The following is a 24867-nucleotide window of genomic DNA, read 5'->3' on the forward strand; positions in this document are numbered from 1 at the left end:
TTTTGGGACTAGAGGTGGGAGACCGCGATGAAGCGAATCGCTACGATTGGCCTGCTCACGTGCACGCTGGCGTGCGCACACGATGCGGTCGACGCTACATCCGCCGCGTTGACTGGGCGAGAAATTCCAACGGATATTGCGGATCTGTTCGCGCATCCCGCGTCGGGATTCGCCGGTTGGACCGAAGGCGCGCCGACCGTCCTGGATGACGGATCCGCCGAATACGCGATTTCGTTTGCCCTGCCACCCGGGCGAGCAGGAATGACGCCGGAACTCGCACTCCAGTACAACAGCCGTGCGGGCAATGGGATCGCTGGGTGGGGATGGGAGCTCGCGGGCTACTCAGCGATCGCACCATGCTCACGGGAAGTAGCTTTCGACGGCGAGCATGAACTCCCTCAGCTGGACGGCGGAGACCCACTCTGCCTCGGCGACACGAGGCTTGTTCGCGTCGACGGCGCCCTCGGTGGTGGTGAGTACCGAGTACACAACGATGGCGCGCGAGTAGAAGTCGTCCCGGACGGCTTTCACGTCTCGTATGCAGACGGCCGACGCGTCACGTACGGTGTGCGGTCCGATGCGATTCTGCAGTCCGGTGATACCGCGATCGCGTGGCTACTTAGTCGCATCGAAGATCGCACCGGGAATGCCATCGTCTACTCCTACGGTCACGTCACCCACGCGGCCGGTGAGGTAGAATACTGGCCCACCGAGATTCGGTACACCGATCATCCAAAGTACGGTGATGGCAACCGTGTCGTGCGCTTCAGTTTCATTGAGCGCACCGATCGCGTCTCGCGTACGATCGCTACCGTCCGCGCACGTACGACGCGTCTCCTCGAGCGCGTGGAGGTGCTCGCTCCTCGAACGCCGGGTGAACCGGCCACGCTCGCAAGGGTCTATCAGCTCAGGCACAGGCGCGGCGAGACTGGCCGTTCTGTTCTTGAGAGTGTGCGCGAATGCGACGCGGACGAGACGTGTCGCGAGCCGATTGCGTTCAGCTGGACCAGAGACTCCGGGCGGCCTCCGGTAACGGTGACCGGACCTGCTCTCCCGTTGTCTCCTTGGGAGGGGTCGACTTTCCTTGAGGAGCAGCCTGGGTCTCTTGCGGGACCTTTTCTCGGCGGCGAACGGGAGGTGATCCTCTACCGCTCGAAGGACGGGTGGCGCGTAACTGATGGTAGTGACGTGCTGTCGACAGCCATCGATCCGTCCACGACGCTCATCCCCGTCGATCTCGATCGGAACGGCTACTGGGAGCTTCTGCACTTCAGTCTGGACGGCGCCGAACCCTGGGTGAAGCCGATACGACTCGTTCGGGTGGATAGGACAACGACCCGAACGGAACCGGCAGGTGAGGCGCTTCGCGCGGATACGTGCCGGAGCCTCGCGGCCGGCCAGTCAACGTCCGTGACTGTCGCTGACCTCAACGGCGATGGTGCGTTCGACATCGTTACCTCGTGCCTCGACGATCCTGATAGCCATCTGCGCGTGCGGATGAACGCGGCCGATGGGGACTGGGCGACTTGGACGTCGCTCGTCTCGATTGAAAAGCCGAATGGCCGCTTCGATCCGCAGCCTCCGCTGATTGCCGACGCCAATGGAGACGGCCGGGACGACCTCTGGGTCCGCGGTGAGTCGGGCTGGTTCGTCGGCATGTATCGACGCGCTGGTGATCCGGCTTGTCCCGACGCTGATGAACCGTGCATCGCCTATGAAGCGTTGTCGGGACCACCTACGACGGAGGAGATCGAGGTCGATGGCGAGACGCGTCGAGTCACGCGTCCACAGGTTCTGATTGACGTCGACGACGACGGACTCGTCGACATTCTCGACCTTCAAAACCCCAACGCTCTGGTCGGCTGGATCAACCAGGGTCCCGGTCGTTCGTTCGCGCCGATCCAAATCGAGGTCCAAGGCGACGATTTACCGGTGCTCGGACATATCAGCGAAAACGACGTGCAACTCGCGGATATGGACGGGGACGGGCGCCAGGACCTCGTCGTGTACTCTGTCGCGGAGTACATGGATTCCAACGGAGAGGCCCTGCCGGTCGGTGCGCAGGTCGCGCGCGAGATGCTCGACTTCGACGCTGTGTGGTTTACGTCGAATTCCGCTCCTCGCGCGGATGTGTTTCTGGCACGTGGAGAGCACTTCGAGGCACGCCGCCTTCCAAATGGATACGAATCTCAAGGCCCGGTGTACGTACCCTCTTCCGAGACGCTGGGACGTTTCGTGTTTCCGAACGGTGAGCCGGCTGAGCGCTACTGGCCTCGAAATCACGTGCTCGACCTGAGCGGTGATGGCATTCCCGAACTGTTGCGCGAACGCTTCCAAGATCCCACTCGGCCTATCGGCACGCAGGCTGTGTATAGCCGGTCCGATCTCTTGGAGAGTGTGGCCGCGGGGGGAAGGCAGCAGGCGTCGTTCGCGTACTCGTTCGGTTATTACACTCGGCGCTGCGACGAAACCATCTGTGTCGCTCCGCGCGACGGGTGCGCGTACCCGGATGTCTGTGGCGGAACTCGTCTGGTGGTGGGGAGCCACACGGATATCGTGGGCAGGACGTACGACCATCACTTCATGTTTCCGAGGTGGTCGGTTGGAGGAGAGGGCTGGCTCGGCTTCGAATTCCATCGCAGTGCTGATGCGACGCGAACCAGCATTGTTGAGACAGAGCTGGACTTCTCCAGCGACGACCTCGAGCACCCGTTTGCCAGAGAAGTCTCGCTGCAAACCGAGTGGATTCGCGACGAGGAGCACGCATTCTCTATCGTAACGCGGAGCGAAACCAAGCGAAGTGTTCGAGCGCTGACGACTGGAGGAACGACAGTTACGGTCGATCAGGAGGCGAGTCACACGTGGCAGATCGAAGGGAGCCCACCGGCTTGTGTGGCAGTCAATTCCTGCCGGCCACCCACTGGCGCGCCTGCTGATCTCGTCCGTGCGACCATTCACGACTTCGACTACTCGTCGTCAGGCGCGCTCGCCCGCAGTGTAGTGCGAGTTCCGGGCGTGGAGACCACGGAGACGAATTACCTCGAATTCGACGAACGTCCGGCGGATTGGCTCTTTCTGCCAAGGTTTGTGACCGTCACTTCGACCGTGGCTTCCGGTCAGACGGCCACACGTTCGCACAGGTATGACTGGGATGATCTCGGGCGGATCTACTACGTCCGGGCTCTCGATGGCGGTCTCAAAGCGACGCTCTCCTACGATCCCGACACGGCTCTGCTCGACCGCGTTGCATGGTCCGGACACGACGGCGAGGATCTCGCGACTCGCACGACGACCTTCGCTTACGACGCAGACGGCGTGTTCATTGAGCGCGAGTTCAACACGCTCGGTCACGAGACCACCACTGTCACCGATCCACGCAGCGGAGTTCCCGTCTATGCAGTCGACGCGCGCGGAGTTGAGACCCGTGTTGCCGTGGATACGCTCGGACGACCCGTCTCGCACACGACGAATGGCGGGACTATCGCGATCTCCTACGCGAAAGGTGACGTCTTTGATGGCTTTCCGACCATCCTTACTCGGTTGGCGGGGCTAGGGGTCGATAGCTCCCAGGAAACCGACCTCATCGGGCGCGTGCACCGGCTTCGACAACGTGGATGGCAGGGCACGACCGAAGAACTGATTGAGTACGACGCGGAGGGTCGTCCGACTCACTTTCATGCGCCGCACTACCGCGATGCGAGTGGCCTGCCTGAGCCGCACGCGCTTCGGTCGGTCACCTATGACGCGGCGTCCCGGGTGCGATGGACCGACTTCCACGATGGGGGCCGGTTCGCGGTCAACGTGTACGCTGGTCGCGAGCACTACTCGATCAACCGACGCGAGCACGTGTCCCGTGTCACCTACGACCTTGCGGGCCGGGTCGCCCGCTCGGATGAATTTACGGATTCCTCCGAGTCGGAATATGTCTATGGCCCGTTCGGTCAGCTTGAGGCCGTCGTCGACCATGCTGGTCATCAGTGGAGGGTTGAGCGTGACGATTACGGGCGAATCATCGGTTCCTTCGATCCTGATTCGGGATGGCAGTGTCACCAGCTCAACGCGTTCGGTGAGGTCGTCGCTGAGCTGAAGGGAAGTGAGAAGCCCGACGAGGCGTGCAGCGGCTACGCTGATGCGGAGCAGCCGATCTCACGTACTCGGCGCGACGCCATCGGACGGGTCGAATCGATCGACCACACTCAGGACGGACTGACTGAGTTCGTGTGGGACGTCGATCTTCCTGGTACGATCCACGCTGGATTCCGCAGCTACGACAACACCGGAACTTGGTTCGAGTACGACGAGTATGCTCGTCCCGAAGCTGTGGAGACTGGCATTGATAGCCATCGGGTTCGGTTCGAGTACGACTACGACTCACGGAATCGCCTGAGTGTCGTTCACTATCCTGCGACGCGGCTCGGCGGCGATCTCGCGGTGGAGTACCACTACGACGATACTCGCGGTGGGCTGCTCGACTACGTCGCGGATCAGCACGGCAACCGGATCTGGTCGGCAGGTGACTACGACGCGCTCGGTCGCTGGACGGAGTCGGTGCTGCCGAATGGCATCGAGGTCACTCGGTCGTTCTGGACGGATAGTTCGCGGCTTTTCGGACTTCGCGCCGTTTCCACGTGGACGGGAGAGGTCCTGCAGGATTACGAGCATCGATGGGACCTCGAGGGCAATCTCGAGTCTCGCCGCGACCTCAGAACGGCTGGCGAGCAGCAGTACCAATACGATCTGCGCAACCGCCTGATCTACGCATATGACAAGAAGCCCGACGTCGCGCGGACCTACGACTACGATGCGTTTGGGAATCTGACCCTCAACCGCGGTGTCGAGCAACGCTTCGATGCTGATCATCCGCATCAGTTGCTTGAGCGTGGCAGCGCGACCGGTGTGTACGCGCAATATGAACGTGGCGTCCGAACCTCCACTGCGGACGGATTCCGTGCGACGTACAACGCGTTCAATCTTCCCGAGTGGGTAAGAGGGCGCACTGGTGTCGAAGCGCATTTCGACTACGACGCTTTCGGCGCACGGGTTCGTCGCGAGACGGAAGACGACTCGACCATCACCGTGGGGCTCTACGAAGCGTCGTTCGAGCGCGACGTACTGATCGGCGAATCTCGGCGAATTGCCATCGGCAATCAGGTGATCGCGGAGGAGGTCGACGGTCAGTATTTCTACTATCTCGCCGATCACCTCGGCTCTCCAGAGGCACTGGTCGATCAGGACGCAAAGGTCGTCGAGCGATACGAGTTCGAGCCCTACGGACTTCGAGGGCGATTCAGCCCGGAGATGGGGCCGCCCGACGGCGTTCCACACACTGACACGGGCTTCACTGGGCACCGCCAGGAGGACGATCTCGGACTGATCGACATGGGCGGGCGCTTCTACGATCCGGTTACGGCTTCCTTTCTTACGCCCGACCCTGTCATCCACTCCGCACTCGATCGCTCGTCGTACAACTCCTATGCGTATGCCGCCGGGAATCCGCTGCGCTTCGTAGACCCCACCGGTTTCGACTGGTGTGACGGAGGGTGCGGCGACACCGGCGCTGGTATCCTCGGATTGGTCGCTGGGTTCTTCGCACAGGTGTTCGGTGGCGGGCTCACGCCTCAGCAGCGCGCCCAGGCGACCGCTTCGCTTCCGCCGCGCCCCCCCCCGACAGCGCGTGAAGCAGCGCGCCAGGCATACCGAGAGTGGGCACGCGGTCGGCGACAGCCGTCGGTGTCTACCAGCGCCCGTGACGGTGGTGGCGGTGACTGGGTCGACACGGCGCTGCACTACACGGCAGCGATCGATCGCACGCCGGGGCCGCTGCGCCGCACGTTCCTCGAGCTCGGTCTGGCCGTCGTTCAGGTTCCGCTGAGCATGATCCCCTGGGTAGGGGCGGGGATGGATGGAGTAACCCTCGCAGATCCCGACAGCGAGCCTTGGGAGCAAGCGATCGCCGGCGCTAGCCTGACGGTCGAGGGGTTCACCGCCGGCGCGTCACCGAACGCTGGTCCGTTCCTGCGAGCGCTTCGGATCGTCCGCAGAGGCAGCGCGCCATGGCACTACGCGCCAGGCCTGTACCACGTCATCCATCGCAGCGGACTTCTCACCCGGGTCTTGGTGGGCCAGCTGGGGCGCATCGAGCGCGTCACTGCGGTCCTGACTCAGGCCGCTCGGGCGCAACGCGGGACCCGAGCGACACGAGCGGCGACGCGTCACGGAAGACTGAGGAGCGGTCGAGCCACCGACGATGCGGGCCACGTGGTCGCGCGGGCACTCGGCGGAGATGGGGGACTCTGGAACACGTTCGGGCAGCTACCGCATATCAACCGGGGTCAGTTCATGCAGTGGGAGCAACAGATCGCTGACGCTGTTGACGCCGGTTCAGACGTAAGGATCTCGGTAGTTCTGAACTACGCTGATCCAGCGAACGTTACACGCGTCACGAGTATCGACTACAACGTCTGGGTCGATGGCGTCCATACGGTAAGGAACTTCACGAACTAGTGTGCTTTCGCTATACGAGTGGTCATGCTCGAAGAGATTTTGGAAGAGGACGATCTCGCGGGGCTGCAGGCTCTCGCGGCGCGAGATAGAGGACGCCTCGCGTCGGTGGGACCGGGAGGGGAGTCGGCCCTGCATGTGTGTGCGGCGGTCGGTGCGGAGAAGTGCGCGGCGTGGCTGCTCGATCAGGGCTCGCCGGTCGACGCGCGTGACGCGCTGGATCGGACGCCGCTCCACGTCGCGGCCGAGCAGGGGCAGCTCGGAATGGCGAAGCTGCTCGTCGCTCGGGGTGCGGCACTCGAAGCGACGTCACAGGGACGGACGCCGCTCGATCTGACGGGCGAGAGCCGTGAGGAGGAGGCGGCGCTCGTCGCGGCGTTCTTGCGGCGCGCGGGCGCGCGCGAGTCGCTCTCGAGCGCGGTCTCGTCCGGCAAGGAAAAGCAGGTCCAGAAGATCCTCGAGGCTGGGGGCCGCGACTGGGGCGCTGCGGCGACGGCGGCCCTCTGCATCGCAGTCGGCGCAGCCTCGATTCACAGCGTGGGTCGCCACTGGCCTCGTGTGCGCGAGAAAGCCGAGCCTCGGTATCAGCTCAATCTTCGGATCGTACAGTTGTTGCTCGCGCACGGTGCTGATCCGAACGGGCCGCTTCCTCCGGGAGCGTTGCCGCCGCTCTCCGAAGCCGCACAGGGGAAGGGCACCGAGCTCGCGGAGCTGCTTCTCGCTCGCGGTGCAGATCCCACCCGGCGCGACGCGGTCGGGCGGCTGCCGTACGAGCAGGCCCAGAACGATCCGGAGATCCGCGCCCTCCTGAAAGACGCTTACGACCGCGCGACGTCTCGGCGCTAGCCGCGGCCGCCTCTGCGGTTCTGCCCGGGGGGCGGCTTCAGGCCGTACTTCTCCATCTTGTAGATCAGCGCGCGGCGCGAGAGGCCGAGGCGCTTGGCGGCGTGGGTCTGGTTGTGGTTCGCCTCGGCGAGCGCCTTCACGATCGCGTCGCGCTCCACCGAGTCGACGTGCTCGCGCAGCCGACCGTCGCCCTGCGCCGCCGCGAGGCTGTCGCCCGGCAGGTGCTCCGCCAGGATCTCGCCGCCGCCCGCGAGCCGCACCGCGCGCTCCATCGCGTTGCGCAGCTCGAGCACGTTGCCGGGCCACGGATAGCTGCGCAGCCGCGCGAGGCCGCCCGCCGAGAAGCGCACCGGCACCCGCGCGCCGGCCTCGATCGCGAAGCGCGTCGCGAGCGGCACCACGTCGTCGGGCCGCTGCCGCAGCGGCGGGATCGCGATCGGGTCGCGCGCGAAGAGATATGCGGCGAGCTCCGCGTGGAACGCGCCGCGCTCGGCGAGCGCGCGCAGATCGCGATGGCTCGTCACCACGAGCCGCGCCTCCGGCTCGAGCGCGCGCAGCACCGGGAGCCAGCGCGCCTGCGCGTCCATGGTGAGCTCGCCGATCTCGTCGAGGATCAGCGTGCCGCCGCGCGCCTCGGCGGCCTCGTCGAGGGCGGACTCGAGCGCCCGGGGATCGGTCGTGCGCGCGCACGCGAGCACCACCATCGGGCCGCCCCCCGCCACCCGGTGCATGCGCCGCGCGAACGCGACCTTCCCCGCGCTGGGCTCGCCGGTCAGCAGGATCGGGCCGCGCGCGTGGGCGCGCACCTCGAGGCGCTCGGCCGCGCGACGGCTCGCGGGATCGTCGAGCACCGGGTCGTCCTCGGGCGGCCGCGACACCGGGACCCGGCCTCGCTCCTCGAGCTGCATCCGCAGCGCCAGGCGCGCCGCGCGCATCAGGCGCTCGGGGTGATCCGCGTCCTTCGGCGCCACCGCGCACGCGACGATCACCCCGTCGAGCTCCACGCCCCGCAGGACGCGCTCCACGACCGCGAGCGCGCGCTCGCGCGTCGTGTCGGGCAGCAGGATCTCGGTCTCGTCGTGGGCGTAGCTCGCGACGACGTCCCCGGCGCGGAAGCAGTCGAGCGCAGCCCCGAGGAGCACGCCGCCTTCGCCGCTCCGCGCCAGCGCCATCACCAGCGCGGTCGGACGACCGCCCCGCCCGGCGCGCGCCATCTCCTCCGCGAGCCGCTCCTTGAACTCGGCGTGGGTCAGCGCGCGACGGGTCGCCGGTAGATCGGGGGAGCTGATCCCGACCACCAGGTGAGCCGGGCCGATCGTGAGCTCGTCGCCCGGCTTGAGCTCGACCGGGCTCTCCATGCGCTTTCCGCCCAGGAAGATCTCCGGGGCGCGCGCGGTCTCGCGCAGCGAGAGCGTCCGCCCGTTCCACGCGATGCAGCCCTGCGATCCGAGCGGCTCGGTGATGCCGTCGACCGCGACCAGCGCCTCCCCGCGTGGACCCGCGAGCATCGACTCGCCCAGCGGCACGTCGACGATCCAGCTGCGATCGCGGCATCGCACCGCCACGAACGCGCGCGCCGCGGCGCCGCCGATCCCCGCGGATGCTCCCTCCGCTGCGGTGCGCTCCGCCGCCATTCGGGCTCGACTATATCCCGAGCCGAGACGGATCCGGTCCACGCGTGTCACGCGCGCCACGTTCTCGCCGCGAAACGGGATGGTCGTGATATGGTCGGTGACCACGATGGCGATCGCACCTCGTTCGGCCGACGAGCTCTTCCGGGACGTGCCCATCCTCGGCCAGCTCCCCGCTCCCGACCTGCACCTGCTGGCGGAGGCCGCCGAGGTGCGGAAGGTCGCGCGTGCGGCGCCTCTCTTCAGCGAAGGTCAGGCGGCCGAAGGCCTCTTCGTGGTGCGCACCGGCGAGGTGAAGCTCACGAAGAGCGGTCGCGACGGACGCGAGCAGATCATCTACCTCGCGCGTCCCGGCCGTCCGATCATCGAGGGCGTCCGCTTCGACGGCGGTGTCTATCCCGCGAGCGCGATCGCGATGCGCGCGGGCAGCGCGCTCCTGGTCTCGAACGAGACGATCGCGTCGCTCGGCGAGAAGCGCCCGGCGATCCTGCGCGTGATGCTCGATCTGCGGGCCCACCGCGCCGACAAGACGCTGCGCCTGGTGAGCGATCTGTCGCTGCGCACGGTGCCGGCGCGCCTCGCGTCGTTCCTGTGCACACTGGCCGCGGCGCGCGAGCTGCGCGGCGAGGACTCGCGTCACCTGGTGCGCGATCTGACGACCGAGACGGTCGCGGGACGCCTCGGGACGGTGCGCGAGGAGATCTCGCGCGGCCTCGCGCTGCTGGAGCGCGAAGGCGCGCTGAAGGTCACGCCCGATCTGATCGAGGTGCTCGACATCGCGAAGCTCGAGTCCATCGCGTACGGGCGCAAGAAGGGCTCGTAGCGACGGGTGGTCGGGGCACGCGCGTTCGCGTGGGTGCTCGCGGCGTGCGTCGCGGTGTTCGTGCTCGCGGCGTTCGTCGCGCCGCTCGTGCCGATCGATCCGCGATCGAGCGCGGGCGCGGCGTTCGCGGTGTTCGGCTTCGGGTTCGGCGCCGTGTCGGCGATGGCGATCGCGGGCGGCGCGGCGATCGGGGCGCTGCCGCCGCGGGCGCTCGCGGCCTGGGTGCCGGTGGTCGCGGTGCTCGCGGCGCTGGTCGCGACGCGCGGGAGTGGGATCGCCGCGAGCGCCATCGTGATCGTCGCGCTGCTGACCGGTGGCGCGGTGTCCGGCGGGGTCGTCGGGGCGCGCATCCAGCACCCGGGGCACGTCGTGATCGTCGCGGTGGTGTCGTCGCTCGCCGACGTGTGGAGCGTGCTCAGCCCGGCCGGGCCCAGCGCCGCGGCGCTGGAGTCCGCGCCCCTGCTCTCGGTGCTCGCGCTGCCGTTCCCGATGCTCGGCACCGACGCGATCGAGCCGCTGCTCGGCATCGGCGACCTGGTGTTCGTCGCGCTCTATCTCACGGTGTCGCGGCGCTTCGAGCTCGGCGTGCGCCGCACGATGATCGCGCTCGGCGTCGCGTTCGCGCTCACCGCCGCGAGCGTGATCGCGATGGAGCGCGCGCTGCCCGCGCTGCCCTTCCTCGGCGCGGCGATCCTGATCGCGCATCCCGAGACGCGCCTGCCTCCGCCCCACGAGCGTCGCACCGCGGTGATCGGCGTGGGCGTGCTCGCGGTGCTCGTCGTGGTCGTGCTAGCCCTCTCGCGATGAAGATCGAGCGGCTCGGAGATCTGCACGCACGCATCGTCGGCGAGAGCGAAGGCGAGGGCCCCGTCGTGGTGCTGCTGCACGGGTTCGGCGCGCCCGGCGAGGACCTCGTCGGGCTCGCGCCCTATCTCCAGGTGCCGCGCGGCACGCGCTTCGTGTTCCCCGAGGCGCCGCTCGATCTCTCGCGCGTCTACGGCATGGGCCGCGCGTGGTGGATGATCGACATGGTCGCGCTCGATCGGATGATGCGCGAAGGGCGCGCGCGCGATCTCGCGAACGAGGTGCCCGAGGGCATCGACGAGGCGCGCACGAAGGTCGTCTCGATGCTCGACGCGATCGAGCAGCGCCTCCGGCCGAGCTCGCTGATCCTCGGGGGCTTCTCGCAGGGCGCGATGCTCTCGGTCGACGTCGCGCTCCACGATGCACGTCCGCTCGCGGGCCTCGCGCTCTTCTCGGGCACGCTGCTCTCGCAGTCGATCTGGACGCCGAAGATGGCGTCGCGCACGGGCCTGCCGGTGATGCAGAGCCACGGCGCGTTCGATCCGATCCTGCCCTTCCCGAACGCCGAGCTGCTGCGCGATCGCATGAAGGAAGCAGGCGTCGACGTGGACTTCGTGCCGTTCCGCGGCGGCCACGAGATCCCCCCGGTCGCGCTGCAGCGCTTCGGCGCGCTCGCGCATCGCGTGCTCGCGCCCCGCGATTGACGTGCGACGCGGGGTCCGGCTACTGCTCGCGCGCATGATGCAGCGAGCGGGCGGGATCGCGGCGATCGTGTTGGCGCTCTCGGGATGCGCGGGCGGCAACTGTCCACGGCGCGCGGCGAGCACCGGGGGCAACACCGCGGGCAGCGAGTCGACCGCGGTCGCGTCGCAGGGCCCGACCGCGCACGAGACGCCCGAGCACAACCTCGAGTTCGACGAGCAGGTCGTCACCGCGAGCCCCTCGGACGCGCCGCCCGAGCGCCTCACGCCCGAGATCGTCCAGCACGTCGTCACCGGTCAGCTCACCGACGTGCACCAGTGCTACGAGAACGCGCTGCACGCGACGCCGGGGACCGCGGGGCGCGTCGCGGTGCTCATGCACATCTCGGCGACCGGCAACGTCGTGTCCACCGAGGTCGCGGAGAACACCACCGGCGTCGACACCCTCGGCACCTGCATCGCGCAGCACGCGCAGCACTGGCACTTCCCCGAGGCCGCCCACGACATCGCGGTGCGCTACCCGTTCTCGCTGCAGCCCGCGCCGCAGTAGCGCTACTGCGCAGCGACGAAGAGCTCTCCGCGCAGCTCGAGCAGCCGGGTCGCCGTCCTCGCCTCGCGGGCCGAGCCGAGGCCGCCGCTCGCGCCTGCCGTCGGCGTCTCGCGTCCCGCCGCGAGCCACGACGCGACGTCGGCGCGGCTCGTCGCGCCCGACGCCACCGCGCGCCGCACCAGCCCGAACGCGTCGTACGCGTAGGCCGCGAACGCATCGGGCTCGGTCGCGAAGCGCGCCATGAACCCATCGGTGAACGAGCGTGCCTCGCCCTCGGCGGTCGGCGCGTGGAACGGCACGCTGAAGAGCGCGCCCTGCAGGTAACGACCCGCAGTGCGCGGCAGCCGCGGATCGAACCCGACGCTCGGGATCATCAGCGCGATGCGGCGTCCTCGCGGCGGCGGGGCCGCGCCCGGCATCGTGCTCCACATCCCGCCCGCCGCGAGCGCCGGTGCGATCAGCGCGAGCCGCGCCCCGCTGTCCGCGACCAGCACCGCGTCCGCGCCGCCCGCCGCGATCTGCTGCACCTGCGGTCCGAAGCTCGTCGCGGTCGGCGCGTAGCTCGCGCTCGTCGCCATCTCGCCGCCCTCGGCCGCGACCGCGCGCGCCAGCGCATCGCGCATCGCGGTGCCGTAGGGCGACTCGGGGTGCAGCGCGGCGAACCGCGACGCGCCGCGCGCCCGCGCCGCGCGCACCAGCGAGCGCAGCTCGCCCTCGGCGCTGGGGAACAAGCGGAACGCCATCGGGCCCGCGCTCGTCACGTCGCCCGCGGGCGAGAGCGTGATCAGCGGCACCCCGAGCTGCTGCGCGCGCCGCGCCGCCGCGACCGCCGAGGGACCATCGAGCGGCCCCACGATCGCGATCGCGCGGTGGGTCGACACCAGCTCCTCGACCGCGCGCGCCGCGCGCTCGGGATCACCCGCGTCGTCGCGCAGCACGAGCTGCGGCGCGTCGGGCGGCGGCGGGCCCTCGGCGGGCGTGCCCGCCGCGAGCATCAGGCCGCGCAGCGCGCGCTGTCCGATCTCGCGACCGCGCCCCGAGAGCGGAAGGATCGCGCCGATCACCCGAGGATCGGCGGTCGCGATGCGATCCGCGCGCAGCACCAGCGCGGCGAGCTCCTCGGAGAGCTCCACGCCCTGCGAGCGAAGATCGCCGGCGATCGCGCGCACCCGCTCGACGTCGCCCGCGTCGTAGGCCGCGCGGATCGCGCGCAGGGCGACCTGCGGCCACGACGTGCCGTCGCGCGCGAGGGTGTCGTAGGCGAGGGGGACGAGGTCGGCGGGCAGCTCGTTCGTGACGATCGCCTCGATGCGCGCCCGCGCCTCGTTGGTGTCGGCCTCCGAGGTCTGGGCGCGGACGAGATCGTCGAGCGCGCCGAGCGCGGTGATCGGATCGCCGGTCTGCATCGACGCCGCCGCGAGCGTGCGCAGCAGCAGCGACGTGCTCTCGGGATCCACCAGGCGACCGCGCAGCGGCGTGAGCACGTCGATCGCCTCGGCGCTGCGGCCGAGCAGGTGCAGCGCGACCCCGCGGTGGAAGCGTGCGCGCTCCGCGACCACCTCGTCGTCGCTGGTCGCGGCGCGCTCGAAGCGCTCGAGCGAGCCCTGCGCGTCGCCGCTCGCGAGCAGCACGCGCCCCAGGCCCAGCTCGGCCAGCGGCACCAGCCGATCGTCGGGGTGCTCGGCGAGGAAGTCCCGGAACCGCTGGGCCGCCTCGGTGGAGCGGCCGTCCTCGGCCGCGCGCTCGGCGTCGCGGAGGTCGCCCTCGGCGTCGGGATCGTCGGTGGTGAGCGCCGGCGTGGTGCCGATCGGGCGCTGTCCCGGGCCCCCTGGGCAGCCGGTGAACACGAGGGCGGCGGCCAGCGGCAGGAGCGTGAGGAGGGCGGCGCGACGCAGCGCAGGGCGGGCTCCGTCGAGGAGCTCGAGGGGCAGGGGCATCGCGTCGGCCATCATGCCGCCGGGCGTGCCAGAGGGCGAGCAAGGGATCAAGGAAACGACATGTAGTCGTCCCGCGGGGTGACACTCATCGAGTGCGTTGGGGTGCGCCCGCCGGTGCGCATGGATGAACGACCGGGGGTCGTTTCGATGACCACGCGTTGGAAGGACGTCCGAGCGCTCGGAGCGCTCGTGGTCGTGTGGGGTCTCGCGACCTCGCCACAGGTCCTGGCCCAGCAGCACGATCCCGAGGCCCGCGACACCCCGGTGAGCGAGCCGATGGTGGTGATCACGATCGCGGTGTCGGTCGTCGCGTGCATCACGCTGGTCGGGATCCTCCTGCACATGATCCGGATGAAGCAGGCGTGGACACCCGCGACGGTGACCGCGTTCTGCATCCCGCTCTTCGTCTTCGGCGCGCTGCTGATCATCGTCGGCGGCTACGGCTACAAGAAGATCCTCGCCGTGCTGGGCCTCTTCGCGAGCATCGCGGGGTACCTGCTCGGGCAGCACAGCTCGTCGATCGCCGAGGCGGCGGTCGAGCGGCACGCGGCGCAGCCCGAGGCCCACGTGGGGCGCCCGCGCCGGCCGAGCCGCAAGGGCGACGAGCCTCAGTCGTAGCGCTCGGAGTGCACGTGGCGGCGGTCGAGCCGCAGCTCTTCCTTCAGCGTGCGCCGCACTTCGCTCACCATCTTCGACAGGCCGCACACGTACACGTGCGGCGCGCCGGGCAGGGCCGGCATCAGCTCGTGCAGGTGGTGCTGCACCCAGCCGCAGCGGCCCTTCCAGATGCGCGTGTCGGCGCGCGAGAGCGTCAGCTCGAGGCGGAACCGCGGGTGCCGCGCGGCCCAGCCCTCGAGCTCCTCGCGCCACAGGATGTCCTCCTCGGTGCGCGATCCGAAGAGCAGCACCTGCGGCGGCCCGTCCTCGCGGCGCAGCTCCTCCTGCAGCATCGCGCGCAGCGGCGCGAGCCCGGTGCCGGTGCCGACGTAGAGCGCCGGTGCCTCGCGCTCCGCGTCCTCGCGCACGAAGAGCCCGTTGGGGCCGCGCGCGTCGATGCGCGTCCCGAGCTCCATCGTGTGGAGCCGCTCCGAGCCCGGTCCGCCCTCGACCAGCGTCACCGCGAGGGCGAAGCGATCGGGCGCGCTCGCGTCGGGCGCGCTCGCGATCGAGTAGTCGCGATCGATCCCTCCGCCGAGGTGCAGCTTCACCCACTGCCCGGCGAGGAAGTCGAACCCGCGGCCGTCCACCGTGCGGAACACCAGCTCGCGCACCGTCGGCGAGAGCATCCGCGCATCGACGAGCTCGACGGAATGCAGTTCGGCGGGGATGCGGCGCATGGCGAGAGGGCGCGCAGGCTGACTTCGGAAGGCGTGCGCGTCGAGCCTTCTCTCGGGCGAGGCGCGCGCGATCGCAAGCGCGCGGTCAGTCGTCGAAGGCGTGCCAGCAGATCGCGCTGCGGCGTCGTTGATCGTCGAGGACGAGCTCGCGAATCGCGGCAGGGAGCTGGGCCCGCTGCCACTCGCGCTCCTCGGCCCGAGCGCGGGCAGCGTCGCCGGCAGGGACACCTGCGCCGGCCGCCCGGATGGCGTACGCCGCAGCGCCCAGCTCGTGGGCGGCGACGTGAGCGACCGCGACGGCTTGGCCCGCCGACAGCGCCGCGAGCTTCGCGGGATCGGGCATCCCGCGGGCCGCGGCATTCGCCCGGAAGGCGGCTTGATGTGCGTCGCGCATGTGCACGTCGCCGCGGATCCAGGCTCGCCCGACGTCGATCGCCTCGCGGGGCCGGCGGTCGCTCGGCTCGTGTCCCTCGAACAGGTGCAGCACGTGCTCCGCACACGACAGGGCCCACTCGGCCAGGAGTCGGTGGTGCTCGTCCGTCAGCGTCCCGCCGCGCCGGATGGTGATCAGCCGAGGGTCACGCTCTTTCGGAAGGATCGGCACGCTCGCACTCTAGCGATCGAGGCAGAATCGTCGCCAGCCATGTCCGACGAACCGAAGCTCGTGGTCGCGCCCACGGTCGAGAAGCTCGAGCGCCTCGCCACCTCGCACGGCGCGCTCGCGCCCGGCAGCGGGCTCCTCACCGGTGTCATCGCGCTCGTGCTCGCGATCCTCTCGCTGCTCGCGGTGATCGGGTTCCACTTCCCGGCGTATCTCTCGACGCCCGAGCTGCGCCACGTCTACGACGTCCAGACGCTGCGCTACGCGCTCTTCGGCGCGATGGTCGTCTCGGGCGCGCTCGCGCTCGTGAACATCGTGCTCGGGCGGCGTCGTTGGCTCGCCGCGTCGGCCTTCGCGATCGTCGCGCTCGCCGAGGCGCTGGGCGGGCCCACCGTGCCGATCGGCGACTTCCCCGATCACACGCCCTACGTCGGGCTCGACTTCTTCGTGCTCGATCTGCTCGGCTCGACGCTCGTCTTCGTGTTCCTCGAGAAGCTCTTCCCGCTGCGCCGCGACCAGCCGATCTTCCGCGCCGAGTGGCAGAACGACCTCACGCACTTCTTCGTGAACCACCTGATCGTCGGGCTCGTGCTGCTGATCACGAACCGCGTCGTGCACGGCGTCTTCGGCTGGGCGGTGAGCGACACCGTCCAGTCGCTCGTCACGTCGCTGCCCTTCCTCCTGCAGCTCTTCCTCGTGATCCTCGTCGCCGATCTCGTGCAGTACTGGACGCACCGCGCCTACCACGAGGTCCCGTTCCTCTGGCGCTTCCACTCGGTGCACCACAGCGCCGAGCACATGGACTGGCTCGCGGGATCGCGTCAGCACCTGCTCGAGCTGATCGCGACGCGCATCATGGTGCTCGCGCCGATCTTCGTGCTCGGGTTCTCGCAGCGCGTGATCGACGTCTACGTGATCGTCGTCGGCTTCCAGGCCGTGTTCAACCACGCCAACGTCGACGTGCGCCTCGGGCCGCTGCGCTATCTGATCGTCACGCCGAACTTCCACCACTGGCATCACTCGCGTGACACCGAGGCGATCGATCGGAACTACGCCGCGCACTTCGCGTTCCTCGACTACCTCTTCGGCACCGCGGTAACCGCCGATCGCAAGTGGCCCAACCGCTACGGCGTGGTCGGCGACTACGTGCCGCTCGGCTTCCTCAAGCAGCTCGCCTTTCCGTTCGTCGGATCGACCGAGTCGCGCGAGCGTCCGACCCTCGCCCCCGGCGAGGCGGCGTGGACCAAACCTTCGGCCGGAGATTCCACCGGGAAGGACGCGGCGCGATCCGAGGGCTGATCGTCAGCCGCTCGCTGCGCGCGCTCCTCACCTACCGAAGTAGGCTCCGGTGCGTGCTCGCGACCGGCTGCCGCTGAGCCCTCGTCTCGCGCCGCGCGATGGCCATCGGCGCTCTGCCGCCTCCGTGGCGGGCCGCTCCGTCAGCGACGCACGGTGTACGTGACGCTCTGCCGGGTGCGGGCCCGCGTCGCGGGGAACGTCCTCGAGCGCACGATCGGCTCGAGGCATGCCGCGAGCTCGCTCGGCGTGGCCGTGACCGTCGTGACCGTGCCGTCGGGCTCGACCGCGATCACCACGCGCGCCTGGGTGTGCGAGCGCTCGGGCGTCGTGAGGCACGCGTCGAGCTCGTCGTCGATCGGCGCCATCAGCTGATCGAGCAGCGGCCCGGTGATGCGCGCCGGGAGCTCGGCGCTCGTCGTCGTCTCGCTGGTCGTCGTCGTCGGCTCGGCGGGCGCGCTCGTCTCGCTCTGCGCCGGTGCCGCGGTCAGCGCGGTCAGCGCCTGCTGCGCCGCGGCGCGCGCCGCGGGCATCGACATCGGATCGTCGATCACCCAGCGCAGCGTCTCCTGCGACGCCGGCCCGGCGAGCGCCGTGTACGCCGTGATCGCCGCCGCGAGCGGCCGCGCCAGCGTCTGGTCGTTCTCCGCGTGATAGAGCCGCACGAAGTCCTCGAGCGGCTCGCGCGCGCTCGCATCGCCGAGCGCCTGCAGCGCCTGCGCGACCGCGGCGAGATCGTCGGCCGGGGTCTGCGGATCACGCAGCTGCGCGATCAGCAGCGGCACCGCGCGCCGCTCGTTCGCCCGCGCCGCCGCGCGCGCCAGCGCACCCACCGGCGGCGCGCTCGTGCCCGCGAGGTACGACGCATGGCGCTCGAGCGCGCTCGTCACGTGCTCGATGCCGCTCTCGCGCAGCGCCAGCGCGTCGCACGCCGCCGCGTGCAGCTGCGCCGGCAGCGATCGGTCGTCGCACAGCGCGACCAGGCTCGCGGTCACCTCGGGCTCCGGCATCGACGCGAGCAGCCGCGCCGCGTACGCCCGCGCCGGCACCAGGCGCGCGTCGGTGTTCTGCGTCGCCGCGAGCAGCTGATCGCGCAGCGGCATCGCCTCGCCCTCGGGCGCGCCGGCGCGCAGCGACGCGCTCGCGACGTGCGCCCACGTCGCGGGCTGTCCGGTCTGCGCGCTCGCCATCACCCGCCCGTCCTGGCGCGAGAGCGAGAAGAGCCCGCCGTTCTCGTCGGCGACCACCACGCCGGCCTCGTTCGCCGTCGCGCCGACGACGTCCGCCGGGAGCTGCGCGACCCAGCGCACGCTCTCGTCGTTCGCGCCGAGCGCGAACACGAGCCGGTAGAACACGAGGTAGATCGTGTCGTCCTGCAGCGACACGTCCCCGTCGCTCGGCACCGCGCGCCAGACCAAGCGCACGTGGTGCGTCGCGCTGGTCGGCGAAGGCGGGGGCTCGTAGGCGTTGCGCAGGAGCCCCGGGTTGCCCGGCAGCTCTCGCGCGACCGGCTGGAACCACGGCGCGTCGGGCGCCGACGTCGTCCGCTCGCTCAGCTGCGCCAGCCCTTGCTGCCCGAAGAAGATCGCGCGCTCGTCGGCGAGCGCGTGCCCGACCACGCCGCGCGTGAACCGCACCCGCGCGAGCTCCGCGCCGCTCGCGTCGAGCACCGAGAGGTTCTGCTGCGCCCAGGGCAGGAAGATCATCCCCGCGCGCACCGCGGGCTCGCCGATCGCCTGCTCCACCCCGAGCTGCCACGCGACCCCGCCGTTCTGCACGACGACGAGCCGCGAGCGTGCGCCCACCGCGCCGCCGGTCGAGAGCGCGATCGCCGCGAGCGGGCCTTCGCCGTCGGCGCCGGTCATCGAGAGCTCGTCGTCGCCGAACCGCGTCGCCACGCTCCCGTCGGACAGCCGCCGCACCACGATGCCCGAGGGCTCCTGCACGACGACGTAGTCGCCCGCGACCTGCGGCGTCGTCTCCGCCTCGGCCGGCTGCTCCCAGAGCGCGCGGCCCGCCGCGACGTCGTACGCCCAGAGGCGCATCGGCGCGGGCGTCAGGCCCACCACGATCCCCGGCTCCTGCCGCGGCGGTGCCGCCGCGACGCGATCGAGCACCGCGCGCACGTCGGCGGGCCGATCATCGGGGAAGTTGTGCGCGAGCCCCTGCGAGCCGCCGCAGCCCACCAGCGCGATCGCGATCGCGCCGATCCATCGCGTCGCCTTCATTGCGCGATCCTCGCCACGACGTCCTCCGCCGCGCGCCGCACCGGGTCGTTCGCCGGCTGCGCGCTCGCCCACTCGCTCAAGAACGTCCGCACCTCGGGCGTCGCGAGCTCGCCGAGCCGCGCCACCACGTCGAGCCGGCTGCGCGACGGCAGATCACGGCGCCGCAGCATCTCGTCGAGCACGCCCTGCATCTGCGAGAACGGCAGCCGCCCGAGGTACTCGAGCACCCGCCCCACGTGCTCCGCGCGCACCACCTTGCCCAGCGCGGGGCCCGCCTCGGGCACCCCGCGATCGAGCGCGAGGAAGAGCGACTCCGCCGCGCTCGCCGCGCCGAGATCGCCCAGCGCGGTCGCCGCGGCGCTCCGCACCTCGGCGCTGCTGTCCGAGAGCGCGCTCACCAGCGCGCGGTCCGCGCCCCGCGGCCGCGTCGCCGCGATCGCCTGCACCGCGCGCAGCCGCACCTCGGGCCGCCGGTGCGTGACGAGCTCGAAGAGCACCGGCCCCGCCTCGGCGCGCCCGAGCACGGTCAGCGTGTCGATCGCCGACTCCAGCAGATCGGGCGCCAGTCCGTCGCGGATGCGCGCCGCCAGCGGCTCCACGCCGCGCGGGCTTCCGAGCAGGCCGATCGACTGGATGGCGGTCTGCACCTCGTCGTGATCCGACGAGCGGAGCATCTGGGTCGCTTGATCGAGCGTGAGGTCCTGGGCCGCCGCGCGCGCTGGTGCGAGCGCGAGCGCGAGGCCCGACAGCGCCGCGACGATCGCGGCCGACATGGGTGTGCGCAGCATCGACGAAATCCCCCGGGAGAAGCGCGATGTGTATCGAGGCCTCGGCCTCGTGCGCAAGGCGGTCCCGATCGAGGCGCGGATCGCCGTTCCGACGCGCCCCCGCGCGTGTCATCGTCCCCCGATGGCGAACGCACCGCGCCGGGATCGCCCGGCGTCCGTACGGCTGGCGCTCGTGATGGTGGGCCTTCCCGCGCGCGGCAAGACGCACATCGCGCGCCGCGTGATGCGCTACCTCTCGTGGCTCGGCTATCGCACGCGCGTCTTCAACGTCGGCAACTACCGGCGCGAGCGCGTCGGCTCGCAGATGAGCCACACGTTCTTCGATCCGACGAACCCCGAGGGACGTGCGGCGCGCGCCGAGGTCGCGATGGCCGCGCTCGCCGACATGCTCGCGTGGTTCGCGAACGGCGGCGAGGTCGGCATCTACGACGCGACGAACTCGACGCGCGAGCGGCGGGCGCTGGTCGCCGATCGCTGTCGCGCCCAGGGCCTGCAGGTCGTGTTCGTCGAGTCGATCTGCGAGGACGAGACGGTCATCGCGTCGAACATCCGGCAGACGAAGCTGCACATGCCGGACTACGTCGGCATGGACCCCGAGCAGGCCGTCGCGGACTTCCGCGCCCGCATCGCGCAGTACGAGAAGGTCTACGAGACGGTCGAGGAGGACGAGGGCAGCTACGTGAAGCTGATCGACGTCGGCCGGAAGCTCGTCGCGTCCGGCGTCGACGGGTTCCTGCCCTCGCGGCTCGTCTTCTTCCTGATGAACATCCACACGATCCCGCGGCCCATCTATCTCTCGCGGCACGGGGAGAGCGAGTACAACGTCGCGCACCGCATCGGCGGCGACTCCGGGCTCTCGCCACAAGGGCGTCGCTTCGCGCAGAACCTCGCGCGCTACGTCGAGGGCGAGGTCGGCGAGCGAGAGATCCGCATCTGGACGAGCACGCTGCGGAGGACGATCGAGACCGCGCGACTGCTGGGACGCGGCACGGTGGAGTGGCGCGCGCTCGACGAGATCGACGCGGGCGACTGCGACGGGATGACGTACGACGAGATCCGCGCCGCGATGCCGAAGGAGTTCGAGGCGCGCAGCGGCGACAAGTTCGACTACCGCTACCCGCGCGGCGAGAGCTATCGCGACGTCATCCGCCGGCTCGAGCCGGTGATCGTCGAATTGGAGCGCGAGCGCAGCCCGGTGCTGATCATCGCGCACCAGGCGATCCTGCGCGCGCTCTACGCGTACCTGATGGACAAGCCGCCGCGCGACTGCCCGCACCTGAGCGTTCCGCTGCACACGCTCGTGAAGCTGACGCCGGCGACCTACGGGGTGATGGAGGAACGATTCGAGCTGGGGCCGGAGCCGGATCGGGCGGAGGCCCCCACGTAAGGGGCGATGGGGTGGGTCCGGCGGCCGGAGTGCTGTCGTAGTCAAGTGCGGACGCGCGTGATCGACGGATCGGGCGCTTCTCGCACCCGCTGATCCGCACACCGGGCCCTTCTTGCGCGAGGTGACTCGCCGCGAACGAGGCTTGGTGTGCGGTGGCTTCAGGCGGTCGGATCGGAGAGCGACGGGACGGATAGGCCCGAACTGTCTTGTCGGACGTCCACGTGAGCGGCGTCGGGTCGGCCTCGTTGGGCATTTCGCCCGCCGCGTCGATCTCGAGGGTGCGCTGGGACTCGCGGTGCAGCCTCTCGGGGCTCCAGCACTCCAGGTGAGCGTCACCCGCTCGATCTTCGCGCCTTGGAGCGGAAGCGAAGGGAAGAGAGCGCGAAGCTCGCCGTCAGGAGCCGACGAGCGAAGATTGGCCCGCGTCGCGTGAAGGCGACGCGGTCACGGCGGTCATCGATCGTGTGTCGAAGAGCTTGGTCGCATCGAAGGGCGCTCCTCGCGCGACGTGCACCATCGCGCGCGCGAGCTTCCGCATCAGCGCGACGACTGCCTTGAGCTTGATCTCGGCGCGGTAGCCCTTTCGCGCTCGGTACCACTCACGCGCGACGGGGTCGCTCTGCACGAAGCGCAGCGCCGCGAGGAAGAGATACCTACGCGCCCGTCCGGGGCCGCGTTTCGTGATGTGGATCGTGTGCTGCCCGGCGTTGTTGCCGCTGCTCTGGACCCTGAGGTTGAGGCCCATCGCCTTCTCGAAGGACGCGGACGATTCGTAGTCGGCGGGATTGCCGAGGTCGGCGACGAGCGCAGCGGTCGTGACGGCACCGAACGCGGCGCGCATCGAGTGGAGCTCGCGATGATTGGCGAGCTCGGCTTCGATGCGCTTGTCGACATCGCGGATGTGCTCGCGCAACGAGAGCATGTGACGTGCGAGCGAGCGAAGGAACGAGCGCTCCTGATCGTGCATCGACTCGCCGAGCGAGCCGACGGCGCAGCCGACGATCTGCTCGATGCGCTCGAAGGAGAGCGCCGCGCGCGAGACGCGTCGGAGCAGCTCGACCGCATCGCCGCGTCTGGCGCGGACCTCGGCAGGCCCGGGCATCTCGCAGAGCAAGTGCAGGTGCCACGCGGCGTCCATGTCGAGGTGCTGGGAGAGCTCGGGCCAGTGACGCGCGACGAGCGCTTCGAGCCGTCCGTACGCGGTCTCGAAAGGTCGAGCGTAGAGGTCGCGCTCGTCGATCAGACTGCGCATCGCCCTCTGGACTGCGCTCCGCTCTTTCCAGCGCTTCGAGATGCCTTGCGCGTGGAGATGCGCGAGCAGCGTGCACGCCTTGGCGTCGTGCAGGCTCGGCACTCCGTCGAGCAGCTCGGCTGCATCGTGGACCTTCTTGGCGTCCACGCGGAACACGGGAATCTCGCGCAGCGTGAGCTGGTAGCGGAGCGCGTCGCCGTAGACGCCCGTCGGCTCCATCGCGACCTCGAGCGCGACGCCGAGCTCGCGGAGACGGCAGAGCAGCTCGAGGAACAGTCGCGTCTGCTTCGGATGCTCGAAGCGCACGATCTCGACGCAGCGACCCGCTGCGCTCGCGAAGCCAGCGAACATCTTCGTCTTCGCGAGGTCGATCGCGACGATGCAGCTCGCTCCGAGCGCACTGGCGAGCTTGCTCGCGTCGACGTGTTGGATCTCGACGGTTCGATAGGTACGCTTGCCCACGGGGACGACCTCCTGCACGGCAGTTTCGACTGTCTATTCGAGGCGTCCCCAACTCTCCTACAGCCGACTCGCGGGCTGCTTGACGGAAGGGCGCGAGCGTCGGGCGAGGTTGGACGCGTCGCGGCGCGCGCTTCGCGCTCTGCCGCGACGCTGTCGTCAGTTTGTGGTCGGCGTCTGCGAGCCCCCGTCGCACGGGGCCGCCGGACCCACCCCATCGCCCCCGGTACCGCGGTTCTGCCGCCTCGCGAGGTGATGTGGACGATGGCTCGCGACGGGGCCGCGCTTCGCCGCGTCCCCGACGCTCGCGAGTCGCACCGCGCTTCGCGCGTGTGCGCGCTGGCGCGCGGGATTGCTCGGGCGAGCGCGCGGAGCGCGATCGAACGAGCATCACGGGATTGCTCGGGCGAGCGCGCGGAGCGCGATCGAACGAGCATCACGGGTGAGTGCCCGACTGCTCTGTCCGGCGCGCGGAGCGCGACGGACAGAGCATCACGAACGTCGCGTGCGAGCGTTCGTCTCGGCGCGCGGAGCGCGACGCGACGAGCGTCACGATCGAGCACGTCCTCGACATCGCGCCCCCGAGCACGATCTGCGGGGACTCGAGATCGCGCCCACCGCGAAGCAACCCCACCACGAGCGGCCCGCGTGCCGAGACCCAAACGAAACAGCTGTGAGCGCGAGCGCGCGCCAGCGCGCCCTCGAGCGAACGTACACACCGAAGCCTCACGGTGAGCACCCAGATCGTCCTCGAGATCACGTTCTCGAAAGCGACGAGCGCGTCCTCGAGATCACGCCGCCGCAAGCCGACGAGCGCGTCCTCGAGATCACGCCGCGAGCACGATCGGCGGGGACTCGAGCGTTACACGCCGCTGTCGCCCGTCGCGCCGAGGACCACGTCGCGAACGATCGGCTGGTATCCGCAGCTGCAGCACCCACCGCCGTCGCGCTCGAGCGTGACGGTGAGCGTGACCGGCCCTTCGCCGTCGCTCCGCACGACCAACGTGTGGGTGCCGAGCGCGAGCTCGTCGACGGTGCAAACCGCTTCGCCGGCTCCGCCGCCGCAATGCGCGTCCGCGCCCTCGATCATCACGTTCACCGGCGGCTCGCCGCTCGCGCGCGACACCCGAAGCTGCAGGGGCGGCGCGCAGGGGCCGCAGCTCAGCCCCTCGCACGGCGTGCTGACGCGATGAGGACGAGCGCGATCGGAGCGAGCGCGACGCGCGTCACGGGACCCCGAGGGACGTGAGGATCTCGACGCTGATCCCCGCGGCGCGGCGGATGTCGCCGCGGGCGCTCTCGTCGTCGAGGATCGCCGCGATCGCCGCGCGCGCGGGCGCGAGCTCCTCGCGCATCACCTCGCGGGCGTCGAGCGCCTGGGGGTCGAGCGCCCGCGCGATGTCGAGCATCGCGTGGGCCGCCGCGGGCGCGAGGTCGGGATCACGGCCCGCCGCGACCGCCGCGAGGGCCTCGAGCGCGCGCTCCGGCGCGTGCATCGCCGGCGCGGCGCGCACGGCCGCGAGGCGCACGTCGGCGCCCAGCTCTTCGCTCGCGATGCGCGCGACGACCGCATCGTCGCCCACTCGATCGACGACGCGCCCGAGCTCGAGCGGATCGCTCGATCGCGCTGCGAGCAGCGGGTCCGTGTCCTGCGCGCTCGCGCTCGCCGCGATCACCACGATCCCGATGCCGATCCACGCCCGCTTCGTCGTCCTCGCGCGCACGG

General features: G+C 70.1%; 18 protein-coding genes. 9 read left to right on the forward strand and 9 right to left on the reverse strand.

Going from position 1 to position 24867, the window contains the following annotated elements; all coding sequences use genetic code 11:
• The first annotated feature begins 27 nt into the window (after window positions 1-27).
• On the forward strand, window positions 28-6504 hold the full coding sequence (locus tag I5071_RS04375; RefSeq protein ID WP_236604114.1) for an RHS repeat-associated core domain-containing protein: 6477 nt from the start codon (window positions 28-30) through the stop codon (window positions 6502-6504).
• 24 nt (window positions 6505-6528) lie between these two features.
• Complete coding sequence (locus tag I5071_RS04380) at window positions 6529-7347, forward strand: ankyrin repeat domain-containing protein (RefSeq protein WP_236604115.1); 819 nt, start codon at window positions 6529-6531, stop codon at window positions 7345-7347.
• Here I5071_RS04380 and I5071_RS04385 read toward each other — a convergent pair.
• Window positions 7344-8981 carry a helix-turn-helix domain-containing protein gene (locus tag I5071_RS04385; RefSeq protein ID WP_236604116.1) on the reverse strand — a complete coding sequence of 546 codons (1638 nt, stop codon included), beginning with the start codon at window positions 8979-8981 and terminating at the stop codon, window positions 7344-7346. The genes I5071_RS04380 and I5071_RS04385 overlap by 4 nt on opposite strands.
• A gap of 106 nt (window positions 8982-9087) precedes the next feature.
• On the opposite strand from I5071_RS04385, the gene I5071_RS04390 reads away from it, so the two are divergent.
• From I5071_RS04390 to I5071_RS04405, 4 genes are read left to right on the forward strand one after another with little or no spacing between them, the layout of a single operon-like run.
• Window positions 9088-9801, forward strand: coding sequence for a Crp/Fnr family transcriptional regulator (locus tag I5071_RS04390; protein ID WP_236604117.1), 714 nt, complete (start codon window positions 9088-9090; stop codon window positions 9799-9801).
• 6 nt (window positions 9802-9807) lie between these two features.
• Window positions 9808-10608, forward strand: a complete 801-nt coding sequence (locus I5071_RS04395; protein WP_236604118.1) for a hypothetical protein — start codon at window positions 9808-9810, stop codon at window positions 10606-10608.
• Window positions 10605-11309 carry an alpha/beta hydrolase gene (locus I5071_RS04400; protein WP_236604119.1) on the forward strand — a complete coding sequence of 235 codons (705 nt, stop codon included), beginning with the start codon at window positions 10605-10607 and terminating at the stop codon, window positions 11307-11309. The genes I5071_RS04395 and I5071_RS04400 overlap by 4 nt, the downstream gene beginning before the upstream one ends.
• Before the next feature lie 34 nt (window positions 11310-11343).
• Window positions 11344-11856, forward strand: a complete 513-nt coding sequence (locus I5071_RS04405) for an AgmX/PglI C-terminal domain-containing protein (RefSeq protein ID WP_236604120.1) — start codon at window positions 11344-11346, stop codon at window positions 11854-11856.
• A gap of 2 nt (window positions 11857-11858) precedes the next feature.
• Here the strand turns inward: I5071_RS04405 and I5071_RS04410 are convergent, their stop codons facing one another.
• Entirely contained in the window at window positions 11859-13793 is a 1935-nt protein-coding gene (locus I5071_RS04410) for an ABC transporter substrate-binding protein (RefSeq protein ID WP_236604121.1), read from the reverse strand.
• A 147-nt stretch (window positions 13794-13940) separates the two neighbouring features.
• Between I5071_RS04410 and I5071_RS04415 the strand changes: the two genes are divergently transcribed.
• A complete protein-coding gene (locus I5071_RS04415) occupies window positions 13941-14411 on the forward strand; it encodes a hypothetical protein (protein ID WP_236604122.1) in 471 nt (156 codons plus the stop codon).
• On the opposite strand, the gene I5071_RS04420 is transcribed toward I5071_RS04415, so the two are convergent.
• On the reverse strand, window positions 14402-15130 hold the full coding sequence (locus I5071_RS04420) for a ferredoxin--NADP reductase (protein ID WP_268921210.1): 729 nt from the start codon (window positions 15128-15130) through the stop codon (window positions 14402-14404). The genes I5071_RS04415 and I5071_RS04420 overlap by 10 nt on opposite strands.
• Window positions 15131-15215: 85 nt before the next feature.
• Window positions 15216-15734, reverse strand: coding sequence for a putative immunity protein (locus I5071_RS04425; RefSeq protein WP_236604124.1), 519 nt, complete (start codon window positions 15732-15734; stop codon window positions 15216-15218).
• A 39-nt stretch (window positions 15735-15773) separates the two neighbouring features.
• On the opposite strand from I5071_RS04425, the gene I5071_RS04430 reads away from it, so the two are divergent.
• Window positions 15774-17030, forward strand: a complete 1257-nt coding sequence (locus tag I5071_RS04430; protein WP_236604125.1) for a sterol desaturase family protein — start codon at window positions 15774-15776, stop codon at window positions 17028-17030.
• A gap of 140 nt (window positions 17031-17170) precedes the next feature.
• On the opposite strand, the gene I5071_RS04435 is transcribed toward I5071_RS04430, so the two are convergent.
• Window positions 17171-19255: a PQQ-binding-like beta-propeller repeat protein gene (locus I5071_RS04435; protein WP_236604126.1), complete on the reverse strand. Its 2085-nt coding sequence runs from the start codon at window positions 19253-19255 to the stop codon at window positions 17171-17173.
• Window positions 19252-20028 carry a HEAT repeat domain-containing protein gene (locus I5071_RS04440; RefSeq protein ID WP_236604127.1) on the reverse strand — a complete coding sequence of 259 codons (777 nt, stop codon included), beginning with the start codon at window positions 20026-20028 and terminating at the stop codon, window positions 19252-19254. Before I5071_RS04440 ends, I5071_RS04435 begins: the two co-directional genes overlap by 4 nt.
• A gap of 136 nt (window positions 20029-20164) precedes the next feature.
• Between I5071_RS04440 and I5071_RS04445 the strand changes: the two genes are divergently transcribed.
• The gene (locus tag I5071_RS04445; RefSeq protein ID WP_236604128.1) at window positions 20165-21430 is read left to right on the forward strand and encodes a bifunctional nucleoside/nucleotide kinase/histidine phosphatase family protein; all 1266 of its coding nucleotides are present in this window, start codon (window positions 20165-20167) and stop codon (window positions 21428-21430) included.
• A 394-nt stretch (window positions 21431-21824) separates the two neighbouring features.
• Here the strand turns inward: I5071_RS04445 and I5071_RS04450 are convergent, their stop codons facing one another.
• From I5071_RS04450 to I5071_RS04460, 3 genes are all read right to left on the reverse strand, one after another.
• Window positions 21825-23144, reverse strand: a complete 1320-nt coding sequence (locus tag I5071_RS04450; protein ID WP_236604129.1) for a transposase — start codon at window positions 23142-23144, stop codon at window positions 21825-21827.
• Window positions 23145-24003: 859 nt separating this feature from the next.
• Window positions 24004-24267, reverse strand: a complete 264-nt coding sequence (locus I5071_RS04455; RefSeq protein ID WP_236604130.1) for a hypothetical protein — start codon at window positions 24265-24267, stop codon at window positions 24004-24006.
• 100 nt (window positions 24268-24367) lie between these two features.
• A complete protein-coding gene (locus I5071_RS04460; protein WP_236604131.1) occupies window positions 24368-24865 on the reverse strand; it encodes a hypothetical protein in 498 nt (165 codons plus the stop codon).
• Between the last annotated feature and the right edge of the window lie 2 nt (window positions 24866-24867).

This window comes from Sandaracinus amylolyticus (genome assembly GCF_021631985.1).
GTDB lineage: Bacteria > Myxococcota_A > Polyangia > Polyangiales > Sandaracinaceae > Sandaracinus > Sandaracinus amylolyticus_A.

Bases quoted from the DNA above. Each gene is read 5' to 3' on its own strand.
- I5071_RS04405 (WP_236604120.1), top strand. From the start codon at position 11,344: ATGATGCAGCGAGCGGGCGGGATCGCGGCGATCGTGTTGGCGCTCTCG.
- I5071_RS04435 (WP_236604126.1), bottom strand. From the start codon at position 19,255: ATGAAGGCGACGCGATGGATCGGCGCGATCGCGATCGCGCTGGTGGGC.
- I5071_RS04410 (WP_236604121.1), bottom strand. From the start codon at position 13,793: ATGCCCCTGCCCCTCGAGCTCCTCGACGGAGCCCGCCCTGCGCTGCGT.
- I5071_RS04375 (WP_236604114.1), top strand. From the start codon at position 28: ATGAAGCGAATCGCTACGATTGGCCTGCTCACGTGCACGCTGGCGTGC.
- I5071_RS04390 (WP_236604117.1), top strand. From the start codon at position 9,088: ATGGCGATCGCACCTCGTTCGGCCGACGAGCTCTTCCGGGACGTGCCC.
- I5071_RS04430 (WP_236604125.1), top strand. From the start codon at position 15,774: ATGTCCGACGAACCGAAGCTCGTGGTCGCGCCCACGGTCGAGAAGCTC.
- I5071_RS04420 (WP_268921210.1), bottom strand. From the start codon at position 15,130: ATGCGCCGCATCCCCGCCGAACTGCATTCCGTCGAGCTCGTCGATGCG.
- I5071_RS04400 (WP_236604119.1), top strand. From the start codon at position 10,605: ATGAAGATCGAGCGGCTCGGAGATCTGCACGCACGCATCGTCGGCGAG.
- I5071_RS04445 (WP_236604128.1), top strand. From the start codon at position 20,165: ATGGCGAACGCACCGCGCCGGGATCGCCCGGCGTCCGTACGGCTGGCG.
- I5071_RS04380 (WP_236604115.1), top strand. From the start codon at position 6,529: ATGCTCGAAGAGATTTTGGAAGAGGACGATCTCGCGGGGCTGCAGGCT.
- I5071_RS04440 (WP_236604127.1), bottom strand. From the start codon at position 20,028: ATGTCGGCCGCGATCGTCGCGGCGCTGTCGGGCCTCGCGCTCGCGCTC.
- I5071_RS04415 (WP_236604122.1), top strand. From the start codon at position 13,941: ATGACCACGCGTTGGAAGGACGTCCGAGCGCTCGGAGCGCTCGTGGTC.
- I5071_RS04385 (WP_236604116.1), bottom strand. From the start codon at position 8,981: ATGGCGGCGGAGCGCACCGCAGCGGAGGGAGCATCCGCGGGGATCGGC.